21 protein-coding genes and 1 pseudogene are annotated in these 21,647 nt (G+C 60.8%); 17 read left to right on the top strand and 5 right to left on the bottom strand.

Features of this window, described 5'->3' with window-relative positions:
• Positions 1-2 precede the first annotated feature (2 nt).
• Together U5A82_RS21385 and U5A82_RS21380 are read left to right on the top strand one after the other, a co-directional pair.
• Positions 3-3,224: an efflux RND transporter permease subunit gene (locus U5A82_RS21385; protein ID WP_326293079.1), complete on the top strand. Its 3,222-nt coding sequence runs from the start codon at positions 3-5 to the stop codon at positions 3,222-3,224.
• A gap of 81 nt (positions 3,225-3,305) precedes the next feature.
• Positions 3,306-4,229 (top strand): cation diffusion facilitator family transporter, encoded by a 924-nt coding sequence (locus U5A82_RS21380; RefSeq protein ID WP_326293040.1) that lies wholly within the window; start codon positions 3,306-3,308, stop codon positions 4,227-4,229.
• 150 nt (positions 4,230-4,379) lie between these two features.
• Here the strand turns inward: U5A82_RS21380 and U5A82_RS21375 are convergent, their stop codons facing one another.
• Entirely contained in the window at positions 4,380-5,315 is a 936-nt protein-coding gene (locus tag U5A82_RS21375) for an ArdC family protein (RefSeq protein ID WP_326293039.1), read from the bottom strand.
• A gap of 705 nt (positions 5,316-6,020) precedes the next feature.
• Here U5A82_RS21375 and U5A82_RS21370 point away from each other — a divergent pair.
• Both U5A82_RS21370 and U5A82_RS21365 read left to right on the top strand, forming a co-directional pair.
• Positions 6,021-6,500, top strand: coding sequence for a helix-turn-helix domain-containing protein (locus U5A82_RS21370; protein ID WP_326293038.1), 480 nt, complete (start codon positions 6,021-6,023; stop codon positions 6,498-6,500).
• A gap of 1 nt (position 6,501) precedes the next feature.
• Positions 6,502-6,918, top strand: a complete 417-nt coding sequence (locus U5A82_RS21365) for a type II toxin-antitoxin system PemK/MazF family toxin (RefSeq protein ID WP_326293037.1) — start codon at positions 6,502-6,504, stop codon at positions 6,916-6,918.
• A 358-nt stretch (positions 6,919-7,276) separates the two neighbouring features.
• On the opposite strand, the gene U5A82_RS21360 is transcribed toward U5A82_RS21365, so the two are convergent.
• The 4 genes from U5A82_RS21360 to U5A82_RS21345 all read right to left on the bottom strand — a co-directional run bounded on the left by U5A82_RS21360 (position 7,277) and on the right by U5A82_RS21345 (position 9,440).
• Positions 7,277-7,549, bottom strand: a complete 273-nt coding sequence (locus U5A82_RS21360; protein ID WP_326293036.1) for a type II toxin-antitoxin system RelB/DinJ family antitoxin — start codon at positions 7,547-7,549, stop codon at positions 7,277-7,279.
• Between the two features lie 58 nt (positions 7,550-7,607).
• Positions 7,608-7,865, bottom strand: coding sequence for a hypothetical protein (locus U5A82_RS21355; protein WP_326293035.1), 258 nt, complete (start codon positions 7,863-7,865; stop codon positions 7,608-7,610).
• A 61-nt stretch (positions 7,866-7,926) separates the two neighbouring features.
• A complete protein-coding gene (locus U5A82_RS21350; protein WP_326293034.1) occupies positions 7,927-8,562 on the bottom strand; it encodes a thermonuclease family protein in 636 nt (211 codons plus the stop codon).
• Positions 8,559-9,440 carry a DUF7146 domain-containing protein gene (locus U5A82_RS21345; protein WP_326293033.1) on the bottom strand — a complete coding sequence of 294 codons (882 nt, stop codon included), beginning with the start codon at positions 9,438-9,440 and terminating at the stop codon, positions 8,559-8,561. The genes U5A82_RS21350 and U5A82_RS21345 overlap by 4 nt, the downstream gene beginning before the upstream one ends.
• A gap of 91 nt (positions 9,441-9,531) precedes the next feature.
• Here U5A82_RS21345 and U5A82_RS21340 point away from each other — a divergent pair, with 91 nt between their 5' ends.
• The 13 genes and pseudogenes from U5A82_RS21340 to U5A82_RS21280 form a co-directional block, all read left to right on the top strand.
• A complete protein-coding gene (locus U5A82_RS21340) occupies positions 9,532-9,819 on the top strand; it encodes a hypothetical protein (RefSeq protein WP_326293032.1) in 288 nt (95 codons plus the stop codon).
• A 112-nt stretch (positions 9,820-9,931) separates the two neighbouring features.
• Positions 9,932-10,447: pseudogene (locus U5A82_RS21335) on the top strand (lytic transglycosylase domain-containing protein); the annotation flags it as partial.
• Between the two features lie 304 nt (positions 10,448-10,751).
• Positions 10,752-11,120 carry a TrbC/VirB2 family protein gene (locus U5A82_RS21330; RefSeq protein WP_326293031.1) on the top strand — a complete coding sequence of 123 codons (369 nt, stop codon included), beginning with the start codon at positions 10,752-10,754 and terminating at the stop codon, positions 11,118-11,120.
• A gap of 60 nt (positions 11,121-11,180) precedes the next feature.
• Entirely contained in the window at positions 11,181-11,525 is a 345-nt protein-coding gene (locus U5A82_RS21325; protein WP_442802228.1) for a VirB3 family type IV secretion system protein, read from the top strand.
• A complete protein-coding gene (locus U5A82_RS21320) occupies positions 11,518-13,908 on the top strand; it encodes a VirB4 family type IV secretion/conjugal transfer ATPase (RefSeq protein WP_326293029.1) in 2,391 nt (796 codons plus the stop codon). The genes U5A82_RS21325 and U5A82_RS21320 overlap by 8 nt, the downstream gene beginning before the upstream one ends.
• 12 nt (positions 13,909-13,920) lie before the next feature.
• Positions 13,921-14,637 (top strand): type IV secretion system protein, encoded by a 717-nt coding sequence (locus tag U5A82_RS21315; RefSeq protein WP_326293028.1) that lies wholly within the window; start codon positions 13,921-13,923, stop codon positions 14,635-14,637.
• Entirely contained in the window at positions 14,637-14,954 is a 318-nt protein-coding gene (locus U5A82_RS21310) for a hypothetical protein (RefSeq protein WP_326293027.1), read from the top strand. Before U5A82_RS21315 ends, U5A82_RS21310 begins: the two co-directional genes overlap by 1 nt.
• Before the next feature lie 39 nt (positions 14,955-14,993).
• Positions 14,994-16,001: a type IV secretion system protein gene (locus tag U5A82_RS21305; protein ID WP_326293026.1), complete on the top strand. Its 1,008-nt coding sequence runs from the start codon at positions 14,994-14,996 to the stop codon at positions 15,999-16,001.
• A 402-nt stretch (positions 16,002-16,403) separates the two neighbouring features.
• Positions 16,404-17,096 carry a VirB8 family type IV secretion system protein gene (locus tag U5A82_RS21300; protein WP_326293025.1) on the top strand — a complete coding sequence of 231 codons (693 nt, stop codon included), beginning with the start codon at positions 16,404-16,406 and terminating at the stop codon, positions 17,094-17,096.
• Positions 17,093-17,935: a TrbG/VirB9 family P-type conjugative transfer protein gene (locus U5A82_RS21295; protein WP_326293024.1), complete on the top strand. Its 843-nt coding sequence runs from the start codon at positions 17,093-17,095 to the stop codon at positions 17,933-17,935. Before U5A82_RS21300 ends, U5A82_RS21295 begins: the two co-directional genes overlap by 4 nt.
• A gap of 1 nt (position 17,936) precedes the next feature.
• Complete coding sequence (gene virB10 / locus U5A82_RS21290) at positions 17,937-19,136, top strand: type IV secretion system protein VirB10 (protein WP_326293023.1); 1,200 nt, start codon at positions 17,937-17,939, stop codon at positions 19,134-19,136.
• Positions 19,133-20,146 (top strand): P-type DNA transfer ATPase VirB11, encoded by a 1,014-nt coding sequence (gene virB11 / locus U5A82_RS21285; RefSeq protein WP_326293022.1) that lies wholly within the window; start codon positions 19,133-19,135, stop codon positions 20,144-20,146. Before virB10 ends, virB11 begins: the two co-directional genes overlap by 4 nt.
• Positions 20,118-21,647 (top strand): type IV secretory system conjugative DNA transfer family protein (locus U5A82_RS21280; RefSeq protein WP_442802227.1); only part of this gene is annotated, 1,530 nt, incomplete at its 3' end. The genes virB11 and U5A82_RS21280, both read left to right, overlap by 29 nt.

Genomic DNA, 21,647 nt, shown 5'->3' with positions numbered 1-21,647 from the left:
TCATGATCGCACCCATAGTCACTTGGGCTGTCGAGAAACGCTGGCTCGTCCTGCTGCTCACCGCCGTTGCCACCATCATCGGTGCCTTTTCGCTCTATCGGCTTCCGATCGACGCGGTGCCCGACATCACCAACAACCAGGTCCAGATCAACGTTCGCGCGCCTGCGCTCTCGCCCGAGCTGGTCGAGAAGCAGGTATCGTTCCCGATCGAAACCGCGCTCGCCGGGATTCCCGGTCTTGAAAATACGCGCTCGCTCAGCCGCAACGGTTTCGCGCAGATAACGGCGGTCTTCGACGAGTCCACCGACATCTATTTCGCCCGCCAACAGGTCGGCGAACGCTTGCAAGGCGTCGGCGAAAACCTGCCTGCGGGCGTGAACCCGGAAATGGGACCGATCGCGACAGGCCTGGGCGAAGTCTATATGTGGACCGTTCGCCTCGATCATCGCCAGGATGACAAGCACCGGCCCGGCGAACCCGGACAGCAGCCCGATGGCAGCTACATCACGCCGGAAGGCGAGCGGCTGACCAGCGAGCAAGACAAAGCGACCTATCTTCGTACCGCTCAGGACTGGATCGTTACCCCACTCCTGAAAAACACCCCCGGGCTTGCCGGCGTCGATTCCATCGGCGGCTATGCAAAGCAGTATCTGGTCATCCCCGATGTCCAGAAGCTGGCATCGCTCAAGATCACGTTGACCGAACTTGGCACTGCGCTTGAGAAGAACAACACCAGCGTAGGTGGCGGCTTTGTCGATCGCAACGGCGAGGGCCTGGCCGTGCGCTCCGACGCACTGGTGCGGAATGCCACCGAACTGTCGCGTACCGTAATCGCCACGCGCGAAGGCGTGCCGATCACGCTCGATCAGGTGGCGACTGTGCGCAATGGTCAGGCGATCCGCATGGGGTCGGCTTCCGAGAACGGGACGGAAGTGGTCGTCGGCACCGCAGTGATGCGGATCGGCGAAAATAGCCGCAATGTCGCGACTGCGGTTGCCGACCGACTGAAGGAGATCAATGCCTCGCTGCCGCCAGATGTGGTGGTGCAGCCGGTGCTGGACCGTACCGCGCTGGTCAACTCGACGATCAAGACGGTGGCGAAAAATCTTGGCGAAGGGGCCTTGCTCGTCATCGTGGTGCTGTTTTTGCTGCTCGGCAACTTTCGCGCCGCGCTGATCGCCGCTGCCGTGATCCCGGTGACGATGATGCTGACGGGCTTTGGCATGCTGCGCCTGGGCGTCTCGGCAAATCTGATGAGCCTTGGGGCACTCGACTTCGGCCTGATCGTCGATGGCGCCGTCATCATCGTCGAGAACGCATTGCGCCGTCTTGCCGAGCAACAGCATCATGAAGGCCGACTGCTGAGTGTAAAGGAGCGTTTGGAGGCGGTTGCGACTGCTGCGCGCGAGATGATCCGGCCCTCGGTCTATGGGCAGGCGATCATCATCCTCGTTTATGTCCCACTGCTCACCCTGACCGGCGTAGAGGGCAAAACCTTCGTCCCGATGGCGCTGACCGTGATCATCGCGCTGCTGTTCGCCTTTGCCTTGTCGCTGACGTTCGTTCCTGCCGCCATTGCCATCTGGCTTTCCAGGCGTGTCGAAGAGAAGGATGGCCGCATCATCTCATGGCTGAAAGCCCGGTACGAACCGGGTCTTGAGAAGGCCATGAAGCGCCCATCTCTCACGATCGGCGCCAGCGTGGTCAGCCTCGTTGTGGCGGCCCTGGCCTTCACCACACTGGGCCAGGTCTTCCTTCCCCAGCTCGACGAAGGCGATCTGCTCATCCAGGCCCTGCGCATCCCGGCGACCTCCGTGCAACAGAGCCAGGCCATGCAGGTGCCGCTCGAAAAGCTCGTGGCGAAGCAGCCCGAAGTGCGCTTCGTCTTTTCCAAGACAGGTACGGCCGAACTGGCGTCGGACCCGATGCCACCCAACGCGACGGATATGTTCGTCATTCTCAAGCCGCGTGATCAATGGCCTGATCCGAAGCTTCCCAAGGCGGAACTGGTCGAGCGTCTGGAAGGCCAGCTCGGCAAGATTCCCGGCAATGCCTATGAGATCACGCAGCCAATCCAGATGCGGTTCAATGAACTGATTGCCGGTGTGCGCGGCGACATCGCGGTCAAAGTGTTCGGTGACGACTTCACGAGCATGAACCGCACCGCCGAACAGATCGCCACCGCTCTGCGCAAGACACAAGGCGCGGCCGACGTGAAGGTCGAGCAGACGACCGGGCTTCCCATGCTGGACATCAGAGTCAATCGCGATGCGATGGCGCGGGTCGGCGTGACTGCCCAGGACGTGCAGGACACGATCACCGCGACGATCGGCGGCCGCGAGGCTGGGATGATCTTCGAGGGTGATCGTCGCTTCCCGGTGGTGATACGCTTGTCGGACGCGCAGCGCGCTGACCTGCGCCAACTCGAACAGGTACAGGTGCCGGTCGCCGGAGGCGGCTATGTGCCACTATCCAGCGTCGCGAGCATCGGCGTTGTGGACGGGCCGAACCAGATCAGCCGGGAGAATGGCAAACGCCGGGTCGTCGTCCAAGCCAATGTGCGGGGACGCGATGTCGGCAGCGTGGTTGCCGATGCGCAGGCGGCTGTAGCCAATGGCGTGCGCCTGCCTGCCGGCAGCTATCTGGAATGGGGCGGCCAGTTTGAAAATCTGGAGTCCGCCAGCCAGCGGCTTCAGCTTGTCATCCCAGCGTGCTTCGTGCTCATCATGCTGCTGCTTTACGGGGCGCTCGGCTCGGCCCGCGACGCGGCGATTGTGTTCACCGGCGTTCCCTTCGCACTGGTCGGCGGCGTCCTGCTGCTGTTCGTCCGGGGCATGGATTTCTCCATCTCGGCGGCGGTGGGCTTCATCGCACTCTCGGGGATCGCGGTCCTCAATGGTCTCGTCATGGTCAGCTCGGTGCAGGATCTAATCCGCTCCGGCATGGACCGGGCAGAAGCGGCGAGGACGGGGGCGATCCAACGGCTTCGTCCTGTGGTGATGACGGCATTGGTTGCAAGCCTTGGCTTCGTCCCGATGGCGTTCGCGACGGGCGCAGGGGCAGAGGTGCAAAAGCCGCTGGCAACGGTCGTCATTGGCGGGCTGATCTCGGCGACCCTCCTGACCCTGTTTGTACTGCCGACGCTCTATGCGCGGTTCGGACAGCGTCTCGTCACCACGAACCAGAACGCCGAAACGGAACCGACTGTTGGCAACGCGCGCTAGGAGAGAAGATATGCAGGGACTTCAGATACCAGCGCTGTTGCCGCTCGGGGGCACAGCGTTTGCTTCACAGGGAGCCGACCAATGAGTGCGGGCCATGCACACGGGGCCGAAGGCCATAGTCATGACCATACCGCAGGCGCCAACGCGAAGATGCTGGGTTGGGCGCTGGCGCTGACAGCGACCTACCTCGTTGCGGAAGTGATCGGTGGGTTTGTGTTCAACAGCCTGGCGCTGCTATCGGACGCTGCGCACATGATGACCGATGTCGCGGCGCTGGTGATCGCGCTCATGGCGATCAAGGTCGGAAGCAAGTCGGCCGACGACAAGCGGACGTTCGGCTATCGGCGTTTCGAGATCCTGGCGGCGGCATTCAATGCGGTGCTGCTGTTCGCGATTGCCATCTATGTGCTGGTCGAGGCGATCAAGCGGTTCAATTCGCCCCAGGAGGTTCAATCCTGGGGCATGATGATCGTCGCCGCGATCGGCCTAGCGGTGAACCTTCTTTCGATGCGTCTGCTGACTGCCGGCAAGGACGCCAGCTTCAATGTGAAGGGCGCCTATCTGGAGGTATGGGCTGACATGATCGGCTCGGTCGGCGTCATTCTGGGCGCCGTCGTGATCCGGTTTACGGGTTGGACGTGGATAGATCCGATCGTTGCGGTCGCGATCGGCTTATGGGTTCTGCCCCGAACATGGGTGCTGCTTAAGGACACCACCAATGTCCTGCTCGAAGGCGTTCCTGGTGGGCTGAAACTCGGCGAACTGCGCATGGCGATCGCCAAAGTTCCAGGAGTGGCCGACCTCCATGATCTTCACGTCTGGTCGATGAGCAACGATGACGTGAGCTGCACTGTGCATGTGGTTCTGGAGGATGGTGCAGATGTCGATGGGACGCGCAGTGCGGTTCAAGCGGTCTTGCGCACCAAATATGAGATCGAACACAGCACGATCCAGACCGAAGGACCGCAGCAGCAATGCGAGGCCGACGAGCACCTTCACCCCTGAATCCGTCATAACCTTGGAAGGTGTGCCATATGCCACACCTCCTTCCCTTGAGGCTCGTCATCCTGTTTGCGCCGCCCGGTCGCTTGCGGGTGGGCGGCGCAAGATTTTCGGGCGCGCCCCGGCCCTGACGGGCCGGGACTGTTTCAGCCGTCAGGCCACCTCCTCAAGAGGTGCACTGCTTTCCGCTCCCATGTGGCGGAGCAGCCAGTCGGCCGCATCCTGTGCTTGGCGCGCAGCGGTGAAGATGCACCGCTTATCGTTGCGAAGGGCAGACAGCCAGTTTGCCAGATAGGCTGCATGATCCTCGCGGTCGTGGAGTTTGATGCCGATCGCGCCGCTGACGAACGCGGCCCCCAGCTCGGCCACCAGTTCTTCACGCGCATAGTCTTCGCGCTTCGTGGAAATGAGGGTGGGCCGGGCAAGCCGATCCACATGGCCGCTGGCGTGACAAAGTTCGTGCGCAAGGGTCGAATAATAATCGTCGCTGGTATGGAAGTCGGCGAATGCTGGCATGACGACATGATCGCCGGTCGGCTGATAATAGGGCTGCGAACCATGATGGCGAATGGTGACGGGCACCCGGCCAAAGAACGTATCAAGCTCCGCGTCCCGGTCATGGGGATTGGTGGCGGTGATGATCGGTTCGGGCATGGGATACTGCGTTTCGATGCCGTCGATCTGCTCCGAATTGAAAACCGTGTAGCGTTTCAGGAACGCGACCTGCCGCCTGCCGTCCTCGCCCTGTTCGCTGCTCACTTCGCGGCCTTTGCCGTCGCCCACCACGATCTTGTTGGCATAGACCACGGTTGATCCCTTTTCGCCCTTGCGGACACAACCGCCCAGCGCGAGCGCCTGTTTGAAGGTCAACCAATGGGGGGAGGCATAGCCCTTGGTCATTGAGGCCACCCACAAGGTCAGGACGTTGATGCCGCGATACGGAACCCCGGTCGAGCGCAGCGGGATGTTGGGGGCGGTGCTGCCGTTCCATGATTTGGACCAAGGCCGGGTGCCAGCCTCGATCATGGCAATCATCTGGTCGGTGATCTCCTGATAGACGTCGGTCCGATTGTCGGTGATGCGTCCCATGATTTCGTCCTTTCCTCTTGAGGCTGAAAGCCGCTTGCTCTGCGGCATGCGGCTCTGCCTTTCCGGCGAGGAACGGGATGGGGAGGGAGGGCGAGAATCTTGGCTCCTGGCGCGGGCGAGCCGCCCTAGCGTGGCCGATGCCTTCAGCGCATCGGGCGCCGCGCTTGGCGGATTACACGGGGGCAAGATTGTCGTTCGGGGACGAAAGGGCAGTAGCCCTTAGTGTTCCCCTAAGCGTGCGGGCCTCCGGGGGAGGGCCGGAAGCGCCCTGTGAAGGCAACACCGCGCCACGGCGCGGCAACAGGGGTGCGCCACGTGGCACACCCCTTGCGCGAGGATCGTCACCCGAATGGGCTGAGACGCCGGCAAGGTGGCTCGGTCGGCGCTAGCGCCGATAGAGCCGTGTCCGGCAGGGCCGCGCCCGAACCCGCAACCGAAATTGACGAAAATGGCGACCCCCGGGGGGGCATATGCGCCTCCCCCTCCCGGTTACTCGGTATCATACGAGCCGGAATATGCGATGAATACGGGATGTGCATGGGGGACTGTATGCTTTGTAGGCCCTGGGCGGCTCCCGGACCAAGGCTTTGGCGCCCTGGGAGGGGAGGCCATCAAGGCCCTGGGGGAGGGCGCTAGAGGCTCCGGGGCAAACTTGAACAACAGCCCATTTCAAGCCATATCTGCTTGCAAGAAAGGAATAGTCTCATGGCGGCCAAGAAGCAAACAGATAGCAGTGCCGAGTTACGGACGAATGAAAAAAAGTGGACCAAGCCGCTGATGGATGCGGGATGGACTGCTTTGCCTAGCGTCATCATCGAAAACCAGCGCCAGCTTGGTCTTGAGCCGCTCGATCTCAACATTGTCCTGTATCTCGCAAGCAAATGGTGGACTGCGGAAGGCAAGCCCTATCCGTCCAAAAATACGATGGCAGCGGCAATGAACGTGCATCCCCGCACGATCCAGAAGCACATCGCATCGCTCGAAGCGGCGAACTACATCCGCCGTGAAGAGCGGCGCACCGAGGCAGGAAGCCGGACGAACATCTACCATCTCGATGGACTGATCGCGGCGGCGCGTCCGTTCGCCGATGAAAAGCTGCTGGAGATCAAGGAAAAGACGGAAATCCGCAAAATCCGTCAGGCCCGCAAGGGTGCCCCGAAGCTGAAGCTGGTGAAGGACGATTAAAATGAACGCGCATGTTCAGGAGCCGCCGCCCAGCGTGCCGCCACGGGTGACGTCTGCGCCGAGCATCCGTCAGCTTTACTGGTGTGACTTTCCAAAGGATGCGCAGCTTCCGGAGTTCTGGAAGCGGCGTCCGGTCATCATCCTGTCCTTCAAGAACACGCTCCATGGCGCGGTGACGGTCGTTCCCTGCTCGACGGCCGCGCAGCCGGGCAACAAGTGGGCGTTTCCGTTGCAAACCACGATCGACGGGCGCGCCGCCTATGCGATCTGCGACAAGATCACTACGGTTGCCGTCAGTCGCCTGGTTCCCGACAAGGGGGGCGTCCTTCGTATGCCCGTGGGGGAGTTCGATGATATGCTACGCCTTGTGCTGGCATGGCTCCCCAAGCCGTCAGCACCTCCCACCCCGGCGGAATAGGGCGCCCCCCAGGGGGACAACTTTTATTTGAATCTTCATGAATGGACGCCTATATGGGGAGCACTCGCGGCCTCCCCCTGGGGAGTGTCCGTTTCCCGAGAGGGAACTAAAAGGCCAAGGCCGTCCGCAAGGGCGGCCTTTGGTTTTTCTGCGGTTAGCGTTTCCGCCTTTGCTGAATCCACATACAAAATTTAAGGGAAAACCGCGATTTTTCGAGGCGCAAGTGCCGTTGCGCTTCATTTCCTGTCATCCAGGCTACCCCAGGCTTCTGACCAGCTTGGGAAAGCGCGAATCACGATTTTCCGAGTCTGCCGTCCCAACTGATCGCAGTAGATCGCGCCTGTTTAGCGCAAATATCCTAACTCTCGGCATCGTCCTTATTCAGCGCGCTCATCAGGTCTGCAACGGTAGCGAATTGCTCTAACTGCTCTTCGGACGCATTGCGCATCGCGGCCTGGGTGGTGACATTGGGCACACGAATGTCGAAGGGCAAATTCTTGTCGGAAACCACGCGCACCAGCATCAGCCGGATAGCATCGGAAACAGACAGGCCCATCACCGCAAGAACTGCGCTGGCTTCCCTCTTGAGGTCGGAATCAATCCGAACACGTACTACTTCGGTCGCTGCCACCTCACTCACCCCGTTAGATTATCTGAGCTGCATTGTAGCGACAGGCTGGCGCCCCCGGTCATAGCCAACGCCCATCCAGCGAGGGAGAAAAAGCATTGCCGATGGCGATCGAGCCGGAAAGGGCGGCCATCACCACGAACAGGATCAGCCTCGTCCGTGCGCGAAAATACCCCCGCGTAATGCTGACTGCAAACCATATCGCAACGGCCAGAAGCAGACCCGGCCCCAACTCATAGAGGAGCAGGCCGGGCAGGCGGTTGGGGAGCAGGTATGGCATGTCGCGGATGACGCGCCCAAGCAGGACCACGCCAACCACCAGAGAGCTGGCTCCCCCCAGCGACCAACCACGGCGGCAACGGGAGAGCCGGGTTCGATCATTACCGCGTCGAGCGTGCGCCGGCGACTGGTCCCGGCTCCTTTTTGATCGTGCCCACGTCGCACCCTTGCGGCACTTGCGCACGCTGCACGGCAAGCTGCCGCATCCCTTCGTAATCGACACCCCACAAACCTACGCGCTGCGCTGCCGCCTTGCGCATCAGGTCGACATAGGCGCCGCCCGAATAGACGCGGTAATCGACGGCATAGCCTTGAGCGACCATGGTGGCACCAACGCTCGCCTTGTTGCTTGGGAAGCGGCAAGACAGATTCAATCGCCCATAGCTCTTGGCTGTGGTGCGGCACTGCTCTTCGCGGCGCAGGGCATAGTCGAACAGCGACGCCGAGCACGTCAGCCCGCCATCGCGGGCCGCCAGTTCGCGCAGCGCCTCACTCGCCAGCGCCTTGAGCTGCGGCCGATCTTCGTCAGGAGCATCGATCCCGACAATCCGCACGCGACCGTTTGAGAAATCGACGGTATCGCCATCGATAATCCGCGGAGAAGGAGAGGATAGCTGGGTCTGCGATGCTTCGATCAGCGATGCCTTGTTCTGCGCGATGGAATAGACCGCCACGACAACGAAGGTCGCCCCCATCATCCAGCGCTGATAGGGCGGGACGCCGGGAAACAGCTTCATGCTGCCCGGATCTCGCGCAGGAGATCGTTCCAGTCGCCGCTATGCGGCGGCAGCTTGGTGAGAAGCCTGCGGCCATTATCGGTCAGGTGAGGGGTGGCCCGTTCCACAGCGCGCGCCGCTTCGACACCGTGCTGACTATAGAGGATGACGGTGTGGATGCTTTCCGGGATCGCAATGCCCTGATAGCGCTCAATGCCCAGCACCGGCCAAACGAAGTGACCAGGTTCGAGCAGGTTCATCACGCTTGCGGCATCCTCGACGCCTTCCGCGAGACGCAGCACGCCATCGGTTGGGATACCGCCCCAGCGCACCGCGCCCGTGCCGGGATTGCCAAGCATACGCTTGGGTTCAGGCATATCGGCTTTCCAACGGCCATCAGGCGTCAGGAAAGTGCGGTGGATCGCAACGACGCCGGCGTCTTCCTCGATCGGCACGATCAGCGCCGGGGCAAACGCCTTGGCGGCGCCCGCACCGCACTGGCAACGCGGATCGAAGCGAGCGTTGATCCCTTCGGGCACGATCGCACGGGTGCGCAGGTAGCGATCGGCGAGCGTGCCGACATAGGGGGCAGCGTGACGCCAGACTGCAAGGGCGACTTTGTTGAGATCGGTCTTGCTCTCCTGACGCTGCCCCGGATCATGATCGGGCGGCGCGAGGATCTTGCCGGACCGAAGCGCCGCCATGATCGCTTCGGCAGTGCAGCCGGCGAAACAGTGGAACAGCACGGCGCGGTCGCCGACCCGAACGGAAAGGCTTGCCTTGCTGTCGGAATGGGCAGGGCATCGGCACATGGCAAAATCGCCCGTCCATCGCCCTCCGAGCTGACGAACAATTCGGTCGGCCTGTTCCTCAATCGTGGCGATATGCCGTCGGGCCATTTAAGACACCTCCGTTGAAGCGCTTTGTCATGCTATCGCAGCGCGATATAGGACACCAGCGAAAACCATATAAATCGCTTGTAGGGTAAGAATGGAATTAGAGCTACTACTGGAACGCGAGCTTACGACGCATCGCCCTCCTGGCGGGACAATTACAGACGTTCACGTGTGCCAGCACGACTCCGGCAAGTGGCACATCAATATCCGTGTGAGCTGGCGTGGAACCGCGATGTTCCATGTGGGCCTTTACGACAAGAAGCGCATCCGCCTGTATAAGAAGGCATCTTCGGCCATACGTCACATTATTCTGGGTTATGGTTACGAAGGCGTTATCAGTTTGCACCCCTATCCGGGCATGAGGGACGAAACGACATTTTAGCGGGGTAAGTCGTTCTCATTATCAGGAACGCGTGTCGCTTTGGGGGTAGCGTTCACAGATTTCTTAACATAGCCTGTCTTCACAACTGGAGTGAAAACATGGCAAATCGCTTATGTTCATTCCCGGTGTGCGTCGCGCAAAATGCCGCGCTGATCGCATCGGTTTCGGCCCGAACCGCCGACATTACCATTTCTGCCGGTCATGGTATGACGACGGCGCTTTTGCCTTATGTCCCAGACACGCAAGGCTGCGGGCGGTGACGTTTCCCGCCGCAGTCGTCATGGGCCTCGCCGCACAATGCGCGCCGGATGTGGCTCCAGAGACAATCGCGGCGATCGTGAAAACGGAAAGCCAGGGCTACGAATTGGCGATCAACGTCAACGGATTGAGCCGCAAGGTTGCCCAGCCAACTACACTGGCGCAGGCGATCAGCATCTCGCGCGCCTATGTCGCCAAAGGCTATTCCGTTGATCTTGGCCTGGGACAGATCAACTCCCGGAACATGAAGGCGCTCGGCCTGACATGGGAGACGGTGTTCGAACCCTGCACGAACATCGCCGCTGCCGGGGCGGTTCTGGCCGGAAATTATCGTCAGGTAAGAAACGGCCTGCATCCGCAACGCGCGCTGCGCATCGCGCTCTCCATGTACAATACCGGATCGCAGTCACGTGGCTTTGCCAACGGCTATGTGGGGCGGGTGGTCAGCAATGCCGGCATTGCCGACGCCGCCCAGCCTGCGGCGGTCCCGTCGACCGCAATTGCTGGCACATCTGACACCGCGAGCGCGGCGACGGTGCTGGCCGCTCTGGTCGAGGAAAATACGTCCGACCCGGGGCGCCGCGCGCGGCCCCACCCCCCCCGCCGCCATCGTGGGACGTGTTTGCGAAGGCGGAATTTGAGCGAGCCACGCTCGCCGGAGAAGGAGACAACCGATGAACCTTGTGTCGCTCGGCGTGCCGACGCTCACCCTTCGATCCCGCGTCACCGCCCGCATCGACGCACTATCGCAGCGCCGTCGGAAGCTGGGGCGCCTCCTGTCGATGTTCGGCCTGGTGGCGCTGGCCTCGCTGCTTTCCGCCGAACCCGCGCTTGCGCAAACCAATCTCGAAAGTTTCGGCCAATCCGTGCTGAACCTTCTCAGCAACGGCCTGCTGCGTACCGTCGCCATTCTCGCGATCATCGCCGCAGGATTTGGCTGGCTGACGGGCCGCGTCAACACCGGCGCTCTCGTCACCGTCATCATCGGTATCGCCCTGATCTTTTCCGCTCCGTGGATCGTCGACCAGCTCAACGCCGGCTGATCTTTGCAAGGCGGGGCGAGGACCGCCCCGCCATCACCGCACAATGCCGAAGGTTCGAACATGGAGAATGATCGGGAAATCATGGCGCGCAATCCGCTATTCCTGGCGGTGACGCGCCCTGCGCTCTTCGCCGGTATCCCGATCGAAGCGGCCGTGGTCATCCTGCTGTCCTCGGTGATTGTGCTGATCGGGTTCAACAACCCCGTATATGCAGCGGTCATCGCGGCGGTGATGTTCAGTATTTCGCGGCTGATCGTCCGCCATGACGTGAACGCCTTCCGCCTCATCTTCCTATGGGGACGCACCAAGGCGGCCAACCGCAACCGGGCATTCTGGGGTGGCTCCAGCTACACCCCGCTGCCTCTCAAGGGGATCAAGCGCAAGGGGTTCGGTCGCAATGGCTAAACCGAACCGCCTGTCCGACCAGGTGCCGATGAAGGTGGCGCTCAAGGAGGTGCTACCGACCAAGTTCCTGCCTTACGCACGCCATGTCACCGACGAAGTGGTGGCGCTGGATTCCGGCGCCATCATGTTGTCCTTCGAGTTGCAGAGCCGTGCATTCGAGACGGCCGACGTGCGTGATCTCAATGACTGGCACGCCAAGCTCAACGGTATGCTGCGCAACCTGCACGACGATCGCCTGTCGATCTGGACGCATCTCGTGCGTGCGCGCGTCGAGCAATATCCTGGCGGCAATTTCCGATCGCGGTTCGCGCGCGACCTCGATGCCGCCTACTTCGCACGAATGAACAAGGAGCGGATGTTCATCAACCGCTTCTTCGTGACGCTGGTTCTGCGTCCCGCGATCCATGGCGCCGACAAGCTGGTCCAGCTCTTCAAGAGCAAGGCCCGGGCTGGCGCGGAGGCGGACGCCATCGATGCCGATCTCCTCGAAGCCCTGGAGGACAAGGCTCGCGATTTTGAAAAGCTGATGGACCGCTGCGCGCCGCGCCGATTGGCGATCTACGGGCACAATGGTCTGAAATTTTCCGAGACCATGGAAGTCGCGGAAATGGTGATGACCGGCAGGCATCGCCGCGTCCCTATCATTCGCGGCCACCTCGGCAGCGCGCTGTATCGCCAACGGGTGATCTTCGGCGGTGAGACGGTCGAGGTCCGCGACGCCGATCGCAGCGCGTTCGGGGGCATCTTCGGCATTCGGGAATATCCGGCGTTTACGACGCCGCGCCAGTTCGAGTCCCTGCTCGCGGTCGATTTCGGCTTCGTGCTCACCCAGTCCTTCACCTTCCTCGGACGCGCTGCGGCTTCAGAACGGTTCCGCCTGCGGCAAAAGCAGATGGAGAATGCGGACGATCGCGCCGTCAGCCAGATGCTCGATCTCGAAGATGCGGCTGACGATCTGATGTCCAATCGCTTCGTCCTGGGCGACCACCATTTCACGCTGGCAGTTTATTCCGACAGCCTGAAGGGGCTGCGCGATAATATGTCGATCGCGCGCGCGGCGCTGGCCGACACCGGCATGGTTGCCGCCCGCGAGGGGGCCGCGCTCGAAGCGGCCTATTGGAGCCAGCTCGTCGGCAATTTCCAATGGCGGGCGAGGCCAGCGCCTATCACATCCCTCAATTTCGCGGCGTTCTCGCCGTTCCACACATACCCTGCCGGCCTTGCCACCGGCAATCATTGGGGCGACGCCATCGCGCTGATGAAGACGAGTGCCCGGAGCCCGTATTTCTTCAGCTTCCACAAGCGCGACCTGGGCCATACGCTGGTTATCGGGCCTTCCGGGGGCGGCAAGACCGTCATCGTCAACTTCCTGATGGCGCAAGCCGAGAAGACGGGCGCGCGCCAGATTTTCATCGACAAGGACCGCGGCGCACAGATTTTCGTGCTGGCTTCAGGCGGCACCTATCTCGCTTTGGGGAATGGCACGCCCACGGGCTTTGCCCCTCTCAAGGCGCTGGAAAATACTGCGGAGGATCGGGCCTGGCTGTCGCTCTTCGTGCGCCAGCTCGTCCGCACCGAGAGCCGTCCGATCTCGGTTCAGGAAGAACGGATGATCGACGAGGGCATTGCCGCAGTGATGCGGCTGCCACGTGATGACCGTTCGCTCGACGCCCTGCGCTCGATGCTGGGCATGTCGGATGCGGGCGGCATCGGCGCCCGTCTGGAGAAATGGACATCGCGCGGCTCGATGGGGTGGGTGTTCGACAATCCGGCTGACGAAATGACGCTCGATACCCGCTTCATCGGTTTCGACATGACGGATTTCCTCGACAATGGCGAGATCCGCGCGCCGGTGATGCTGTACCTGTTCCACCGGATCGACAAGCTACTGACCGGCGAACGCACCATCATCGCGGTCGACGAGTTCTGGAAGGCGCTGGGCGACGAGGCATTTCGCAGCTTCGCGCAGGACGGCTTGAAGACCTACCGCAAGCGCAACGCGCTGATGGTGTTCGCCACGCAGTCGCCGGCGGATGCTCTCAAAAGCGACATCGCCCATTCTATTCTTGAGCAGGTCGCGACCCAGGTGATGCTCCCCAACCCCAAAGGCGCGCGCCGTGATTATGTTGACGGCTTCTCACTGACCGATGCCGAATTTCAACTGATCCGCGAGGAGCTTTCGCCGGAATCCCGCAAGTTTCTGGTGAAGCAGGGCCATGACAGCGTGGTGGTCGAACTGGATCTGACCGGCCTCGATGATGAACTGGCCGTCCTGTCGGGACGCGCGGAAACCACGGCCATCGCCGTCGAAGCGGCTGCCGAATTTGGGCCGGACCCGGCGACCTGGCTCCCGATCTTCCACCAACGTCGTCGTCCGAGCTGAAGGAGTAATGGCATGCGTCGCTTGAAAGCTGTTTCCATCGCGCTGGCAGGGTCAGCGCTCTTGTGCGCCGGGACGGCGCAAGCCCAACTGGGCACGGGCATCGTGTTCGATCCCCGTGCCTTCGCGCAGCAGATCAAGCAACTGGAGCAGGCGAGACAGGCCATTCTCCAGGGCAAGCAGCAGATTGAGCAGGCGCAGTCGTTGTATCGCGACCTCAACAAGGCGACGGACATCAGCAATGTCGCCAACCAACTCAAGAGCGACATGCTGCGCACCAGTGACGTGTCCTCGTCCAGCCTGGACGGCTACACAAGCGGCAACGTCGATGTGGTCGGCGGTCTGCGCGGCAAGGCGAATGACGTCTATCAGGATCTCATAGGCCGGTCGTCGCAAGCGGCCACGGAGAGCGAGCGTGCCGCATACGAGCAGGGAGCGCGTGAAGCGGCCGTCACTACCGGCCTTGCCAGCAACGTCGGCGATGCGGTGACAAGCCGTCGCGAAGGGCTGGATGAGCTTCGGGGGCGTCTCGGCAACGCGACCTCAGCCGCCGAGCGAGCCGATATGTCTGCCCGCCTACAGCTCGAACAGGCGCAGATGATGAATGACCAGATGGCGTTGCAGGCGGTTGAGCTTCAGCGCCGTGCGAAAGCTGAGGCGGACTATCAGCGATACGTCGCCCTTCAGCAGTCCGATCGCGCGAGCTTCAAGGCCGGCATGGGATTAGATTGATGACCACCACATTGCAAAAATACCTCGGCGTCGTCTCGGCTCTCACGTTCATCAGTGGTTGCTCCCCATCTGAAAATGATCAGACCGGCGATCACCTGAGATCGGACATGCCCCTTCGCGATGTGGCATTCTACACGGAAAATGAGCCTCAGCGCCAAGAGATGGAAGCAGTCTGTGCGGACTGGAAATCATCACAGCGTCCGCCCGCTAGTTGGCCTTCAATCGTCGTCTCTACCTGCAACAACGTTGATACCGCCAACGAGCTGCTGAGATCCCGGAAGGACCGCGACGAATTTAAGAAGGGCATGGGTGTGTGATGCCATCGCCCTGCTCACGATCAAGCAAGGGGTAGGACAGTGGGAAACCTCTTCCAGACCATGTTTGCCTATCTCAATGACGCTTTGGCCGGTGTAATCTCAGCCTACGCTGGCGTCGTGGGCTGGATTTCAGGCCCTCTTCGCGTGGGCGTGACCATCTATATAATCCTCCTCGGCATCGCGATCCTTCGCGGAGCAGTTGAATATCCATTCCGGGAATTTGTGTTTCGTGGAATGAAATTGGCCGCGCTCGTGTTCGCGGTGACAACACTCTATGGAGCGTATGTCAGCCTCTTTACCATGGACGGCCTTCCTCGTGATGTAGCGACGGCGGTAGGCGGGCCAAGCGTCACCGGACTAGGCGATTTCTTCGACCAAATTGTGAGAGGCGCATCGAATACGGTGGTGAAAATCACCGAAATTCAAGATGCTCGGACCGCTGCCGCTGGTAAAAATCTAGTGGGTCTGCCGAATAACATCGTCGAGATATTTTTCACGGGTATTTACTGCCTAATCCTGATGGTCTTAGCCATTCTATCAGCGGCTTTGGGCTTCACCATCTGCGCCTTTGCGCTTTTTTCATTAGCTCTGCTTGCCGCTGTTGGCCCTATTTTCGTCGCGGCATTGCTCTTTGAGTTTACACGGTCGTTCTTCTTTTCGTGGCTTGGCTCAGTCATCAATTATGTGATGCTGGTCGCATTTGCGCTGCTGCTGACAATCTTCATTCGCAACACCGGCGAAGATTTCATGGGTCAAGCCTTCACCGGAGACACCAACATTCCGGTCATCGCAATCCGGGCCATCGCCTTTTACGTGCTGGGGTTCTTCTTTTTCCTACAAATTCCGGGTCTCGCCGCTGGCCTAGGCGGAGGCGGCGCGTCCCTCGCAACACAGTTCGCGAACGCTGCAACCGGCAACGTCGCGCCCATGCTGGGCCGCGCCATGTCGAATGCGCCCTCTGCTGCTGCGGCGCGCGCGTGGCGCGCCGCTCGCCGTGGCGGGGGCGGAAGCCGCGCCACTGGCGGCACTCTCAGTCGTACCAACTAGCCCGGAGAGATGGAATGACGATCAGATCAGCCATTGCCGTCCTTGCTCTCGTGTCGCTCGTGCCATCAACGCCTGCGACCGCCGCAAAGGACGAGAAACTGGCGCGCTGCAACGGCAAGCAAAAGCGCCCAGCAAATCCATATGGCACCGTGCTGCCGACCGTGCCTGAGCGATCCGCAGCGGCGACAACAAGCCGAACTGTGCCACGTGGCACACCCGATGGGCAGGCGACGCCGGACGCTTCAGCGCCTCCTGCGACCAATCTATTCCCTTCTGACGCGCAATCTACTGCGCCCCAAGCGGCCGACACATCGCATGCCGAGAAGGTGCCGGCGATCGGCGCGGTGACAACTTCCTCAAGCGCCAGCGCGGCGCTTCTACCTAGATTTGCGAGCTGCTGACATGGCGATCGGCGTGAGAGACCAAGACGAAGATCTCAAGGCATATTTCGCGGAAGCGGAAAGCTGGGATCGAGACAGGTTTGTTGTTGCCGCGCGTTCACGCCGACTGGCGTGGATCGTTGCAGGCGTCGCGACAACGTTGGCGGTAGTCAGCGTCGGCTCGGTGATGGCCTTGTCCCCGTTGAAGACCGTGGTGCCCTATGTCGTCACCGTTGATCGATCGACGGGGGCTACGGACGTCACGCAAGAACTGCGCGGCGACAAGGCGATCACCTATGATGAGGCGGTTCGCAAATATTTCCTCGCCGACTATGTGCGCAACCGTGAAGGATGGATTCCACAGGCACGGGAAGAGTTCTTCCGTAAAGTGCTCGCCCTTTCCAATCGGGAGGAGCAGACGCGCTGGACAACCTTCTATCGGAAGGACAACCCGGACTCCCCGCAGAACCAGTTCACTGTCAATGACGCCGTGTTTGTGGCGATCCGCTCCGTTGCTTTCATCTCACCGACTGTCGCCCAGGTCCGGTTCGTCAAGCGGCTTGAGCGCGACCAGCAAGCAATCGAGACGCCTGCCATCGCAACGATCACATTCGATGTGCTGTCGAAACCGGAAACAGAATCTGGTCGATACGCTAACCCGCTCGGGTTTCAGGTGCGGTCCTACCGAGCAGACGCGGAGGTTCCGACGCGATGAAACCCACACTTCTCATGGCCACCGCCATCCTCACTCTCGCGCCTGTACCGGCACTGGCAGAACAGACCCCCCGCCAGCTTGGCCCGGATGTTCGGATCAGGGAGGTCAACTACACCGACGGTAATGTCATCTCGGTTCGCAGCGCTTTCCGCACCGCGACGCAGATTGAGTTTGCTCCTGGCGAGGTCATCAAATTCGTTGCCATGGGCGACACCGTTTCCTGGGAAGTGGCGCCCGCGGAAAATTCATTGTTCGTCAAACCTCGCGAGCGTGCCGGCGCGACCAACCTGATCGTCGTCACGGACTTTCAGGGCACGAAGCGAAATTACACCTTCGAACTGGCAGCCGTTGCAAGTGCGCGATCGGGGGGTACGTTCTTCAAGGTTCGTCTTCGCTATCCCGAATATGAGGCGCAGCAAGCCCAACTGGCCGCCCAGCGCGCGAAACTGAATGAAGCTCTCGCGCTACAGAATGGGGCGGTCAAAACGGCCCTCGATATTGGGGTGCTCGAAGGGAAGCGGAACCTGGCATATCAGGTTCAAGGTGCATCGGATCTCCAGCCCTCCGAGATCAGCGACAACGGGCAATTCACGGTCCTTCGTTTCCCAAACCAGCGCGAGATACCGGCCCTTTTCACCGTTAATCCTGACGGCAGCGAGGCAACGGCCCCCTTTGATGTGCGGGACGAGTTTGTCGTGATCCACGGCGTCTACAAGGAAATGCGCCTTCGCAGGGGCAAGGTTGTCCTGTGCATCTACAACGAAAACCCCAGCTTCTATGGCCGCGATCCCAAAACGGACACGGCCTCGGAAGTGGTTGAGCGCACGACGGAGAACTGACGTGTCCGATAAGCGATTTGACGTCGATGCCACGCCTGACGTGAATGAGATCGACCGCACACCGGCAGCGGACCGGGCCAACAAGATCCCTTCGCTCAACGCCGTCCAGTGGGATAATAAGAAGATGATCGCCGGCGCCGCGCTTGGCGGCGCAGCAATCTTCACAATCCTTACCCTCGTCACAGGCTCGGGGGGCAACAAACAGATTCCAGATGCGAAGCGAAAGGCTCCGCCGCCAGCGGTGGAAGCTCCATACGATCCCAATACAGTCATTGCGCCGACGCTTGCTACTGCACCACGCGATCCCAATGCGCCGGTCGCCCTCGCGGGTGAACAGGTGCCTGCGATCGGCCCCGACGGTCAACCGATCACACCATACGGAGCAGGCGGCCAACAACAAAGCAGGCAGGCTGGTGAAGCCGAACGCCGAGCCAACGAGGCTAGGCAGCTAAGCGATAGCGCCCGCCGGTCGACTCTGATCGCTTACAACGGCAATCAAAGCATGGGTCATGCTGCGGACGACGGCGCGAATGGCGCCCCATCGGCACCAGATAATACCGGCAGTGGTCGAGCACCTTCGACCAAACTCGACGGCTTGAAGCAAACCTCCGCAATCGGCACTGCATCGGCGCGCATGATCGGGGATCGAAACTATCTTGTGACTGCCGGCGCAATCCTTCCCTGCACCCTGCAAACAGCGATGGACAGCACCGTGCCGGGATACACGACCTGCATCATTCCTCGCGACATCTATTCGGATAACGGGAGAGTGGTGCTGCTCGAAAAAGGCACTCGCGTCTTCGGCGAATATCAGGGCGGTTTGCAGCGAGGGCAAAATAGGCTGTTTGCGATGTGGACGCGCGCCGTCACACCGCGCGGTGTTGCTATCGACATCGGCTCCCCAGCGTCCGACACGCTCGGACGCGCTGGCGTCACGGGCAAGATCGACCGTTTCTTCTGGCAGCGCTTCGGTGCCGCCATGCTCTTCAGTGTGCTCGATGCTGGCGGCCAGATCGCGGGTCAGGCGGTCAGTCCGGCAGGCTCGACAGTGTTTCGCACCCCAGGAGATACTACATCGCAGGTGTTGCAGGACACGCAGCAGATCCGCCCTATTGTCAGGGTAAACCAAGGAACCGAACTGGCCATTACCGTCGCCAAGGATTTCGACTTTTCGCAAGTCTATGGACTGGCCCTGAAATGAGCACCGTGGGGTTTCGCAACACGGCGGTCCTCGATCATGCGGTACGCCCGTTGCGCCGCTACCTCGATGATGCCGATGTCACGGAAGTTGTCATCAACGAACCTGAGATCATCGGCATCGAGCGGCGCGGAGGATGGACTTGGGAACGCGAGGAAGCCCTTACGCTAGACTCGCTCAACCAGCTCGCAACCGCCGCTGCGGCCTACACATCGCAGGACGTTTCCCGCGAGACACCGATCTGTTCGACGATGTTCCCGACCGGCGAGCGAGTCCAGCTCGTCCTTCCGCCGGTAGTGCCTGACGGGACCGTTTCCATCACGGTGCGCAAACCATCGACGAAAACGCTTTCGATGAAGGATTTCGAAGCCAGCGGATTGTTCGCGGAAACGAAGGTGGCAAGCAAGCGGGTCAGCAGCATGGAAGAGCGCCTTCAGGGCCTTCTTCATGCAGGGCGCCATATCGAGTTTTTCGAGCTGGCGGTTCAGAGCCGGCTCAATATCTTGATCTCAGGCGCGACGGGTTCCGGCAAAACAACCTTCTCCAAGGGTCTGATCCAGCTAATCCCGGAGAACGAACGACTTTTGACGATTGAGGATACTCGCGAGCTGGTCGTTCCGCATAAAAACGTCGTCCAGATGATCTACAGCAAGGATGGCACCGGCACAGCCAAGGTCACGGCCAAAGAGCTGCTGGAAAGCGCGCTGCGTATGAGGCCTGACCGCATCTTGCTTCAGGAATTGAGGGATGGAACCGCCTTCTTCTATCTCCGCAACGTCAACAGTGGTCATCCAGGATCGATCACTACAATCCATGCGGACTCGGCCGAGTTGGCATTCGAGCAATTGACGCTGCTCGTGAAGGAAAGCGAAGGCGGCGCTGATCTCGCCCGCGATGACATCCGTTCGCTCTTAAAAATCCTTGTCGATGTCGTCGTCCAGATGAAAAAAATCGACGGTGAGTTCCGCATAACCGAGATCTACTATGATCCGGCAGCCCGCCATGCCGCCTAAGAGGGGCACCATCCTCGCTGCCGGGATTTCGATCGCGCTCGTATTGGCCTTTGCGATCGCATCGGTCGTGGCTTGGCTCTACCTTGATCTGCCGAGCGCAAAATTTGATCCGTTCAAGATGCCGGCATTCTTCTGGTATTATCGGCATGATCCGGTGGTGCTGAAGGCGCTAGGTGCTGGTCTGGTCGTCGGACTCGTCTTGGCCGGGATCATGCTGTGGTGGCTCGCTAAGCGCCAACCGCCGTTGCATGGCGCAGCCCGTTTCGCGAAAGAGCGCGAAATCCGTCAAGCAGGCTTTCGCGCTGGTAAGGGGATCGTCCTCGGAATGCGCGGGCGCAAATTTTTGCTTTTTGGCCGACGCAAGTTTTTGACCTTTGGCGGAAGCGAACATGTGATCGTCGAAGCCCCTACCCGGTCCGGCAAAGGCGTTGGGGTCGTTATCCCCAATCTGCTGTCGTGGCAGGATTCCGTGGTAGTCCTCGATGTAAAGCGGGAGAATTGGGATGCGACCGCAGGGTTCAGGCAGAAGCATGGCCAAGCCGTGTTCCTGTTCAACCCCACCGACCCAGAGGGCCGTTCGGCGCGCTATAATCCGCTGGGCTATATCGATCGCAATGACCCCGATCAGGTCGTGATCGAACTTCAGAAGATCGCGACCATGCTCTTCGTTCCGCCTGAGCGCGGCGAGCCGTTCTGGACGGATTCCGCGCGGACGGCTTTTGTGGGCGTTGGGGCATACCTCGCAGTTGCCGATCAGCCGTTCACGATCGGAGCAATCTACCGATTGATGACGACGGGCGACACACGCGGCTTCTTCCGCCGCGTTTTGGAGGACCGATCGCTTTCGCTGTCGCAGGGATGCCGGAATGCGCTGGCGGACTTCACCTCCGGCGCCGACAATACATTCGCCGGTATTGTCCAGACCGTAACGTCCAAACTGAGCCTGTGGCTCAATCCCCGCGTGGACGCCGCGACAGAAGATAGCGATTTCGACCTGCGCGCTCTGCGCACCAAGCCGATGTCGATCTATCTTGGTGTGTCACCGGACGAACTGGATCGGGTTGCCCCTCTCTACAATCTTTTGTTCCAGCAGCTCATTGATCTCAATGTTCGCGCCTTGCCGGATGCAACCACGCCGCACCAGGTTCTGGTCATTCTCGACGAGTTTGCGCGGATAGGCCGTGCCCAGGTCATCGCCAGTGCCTTCTCATATGTGGCAGGCTACGGCATCCGCCTGCTTCCGGTTATTCAGTCCCGGTCTCAGCTCCGCGCTGTCTATGGCGAGCATGTCGCGAACGAAATCGTGTCCAATTGCGGTGTCGAGGTCGCGTTTACGCCGAAGGAATTGCGGGTCGCCAACGAATTGTCAGAGCGGGTTGGCTATGTCGGACAGGAGGCCATCACCAAGTCGCTCACAATACACGGCATATTGGCAAACCGCTCCAAGTCGATGTCGGACCAGCGGCGCGCGCTGCTTCTTCCCCAGGAGCTGATGCAGTTC

The organism is Sphingobium sp. CR2-8 (genome assembly GCF_035818615.1).
In the GTDB taxonomy this organism is placed as follows: Bacteria; Pseudomonadota; Alphaproteobacteria; order Sphingomonadales; family Sphingomonadaceae; genus Sphingobium.
The sequence above is the reverse complement of the archived record's forward strand: the minus strand, read 5'-3'. Positions and strand labels throughout refer to the sequence as shown.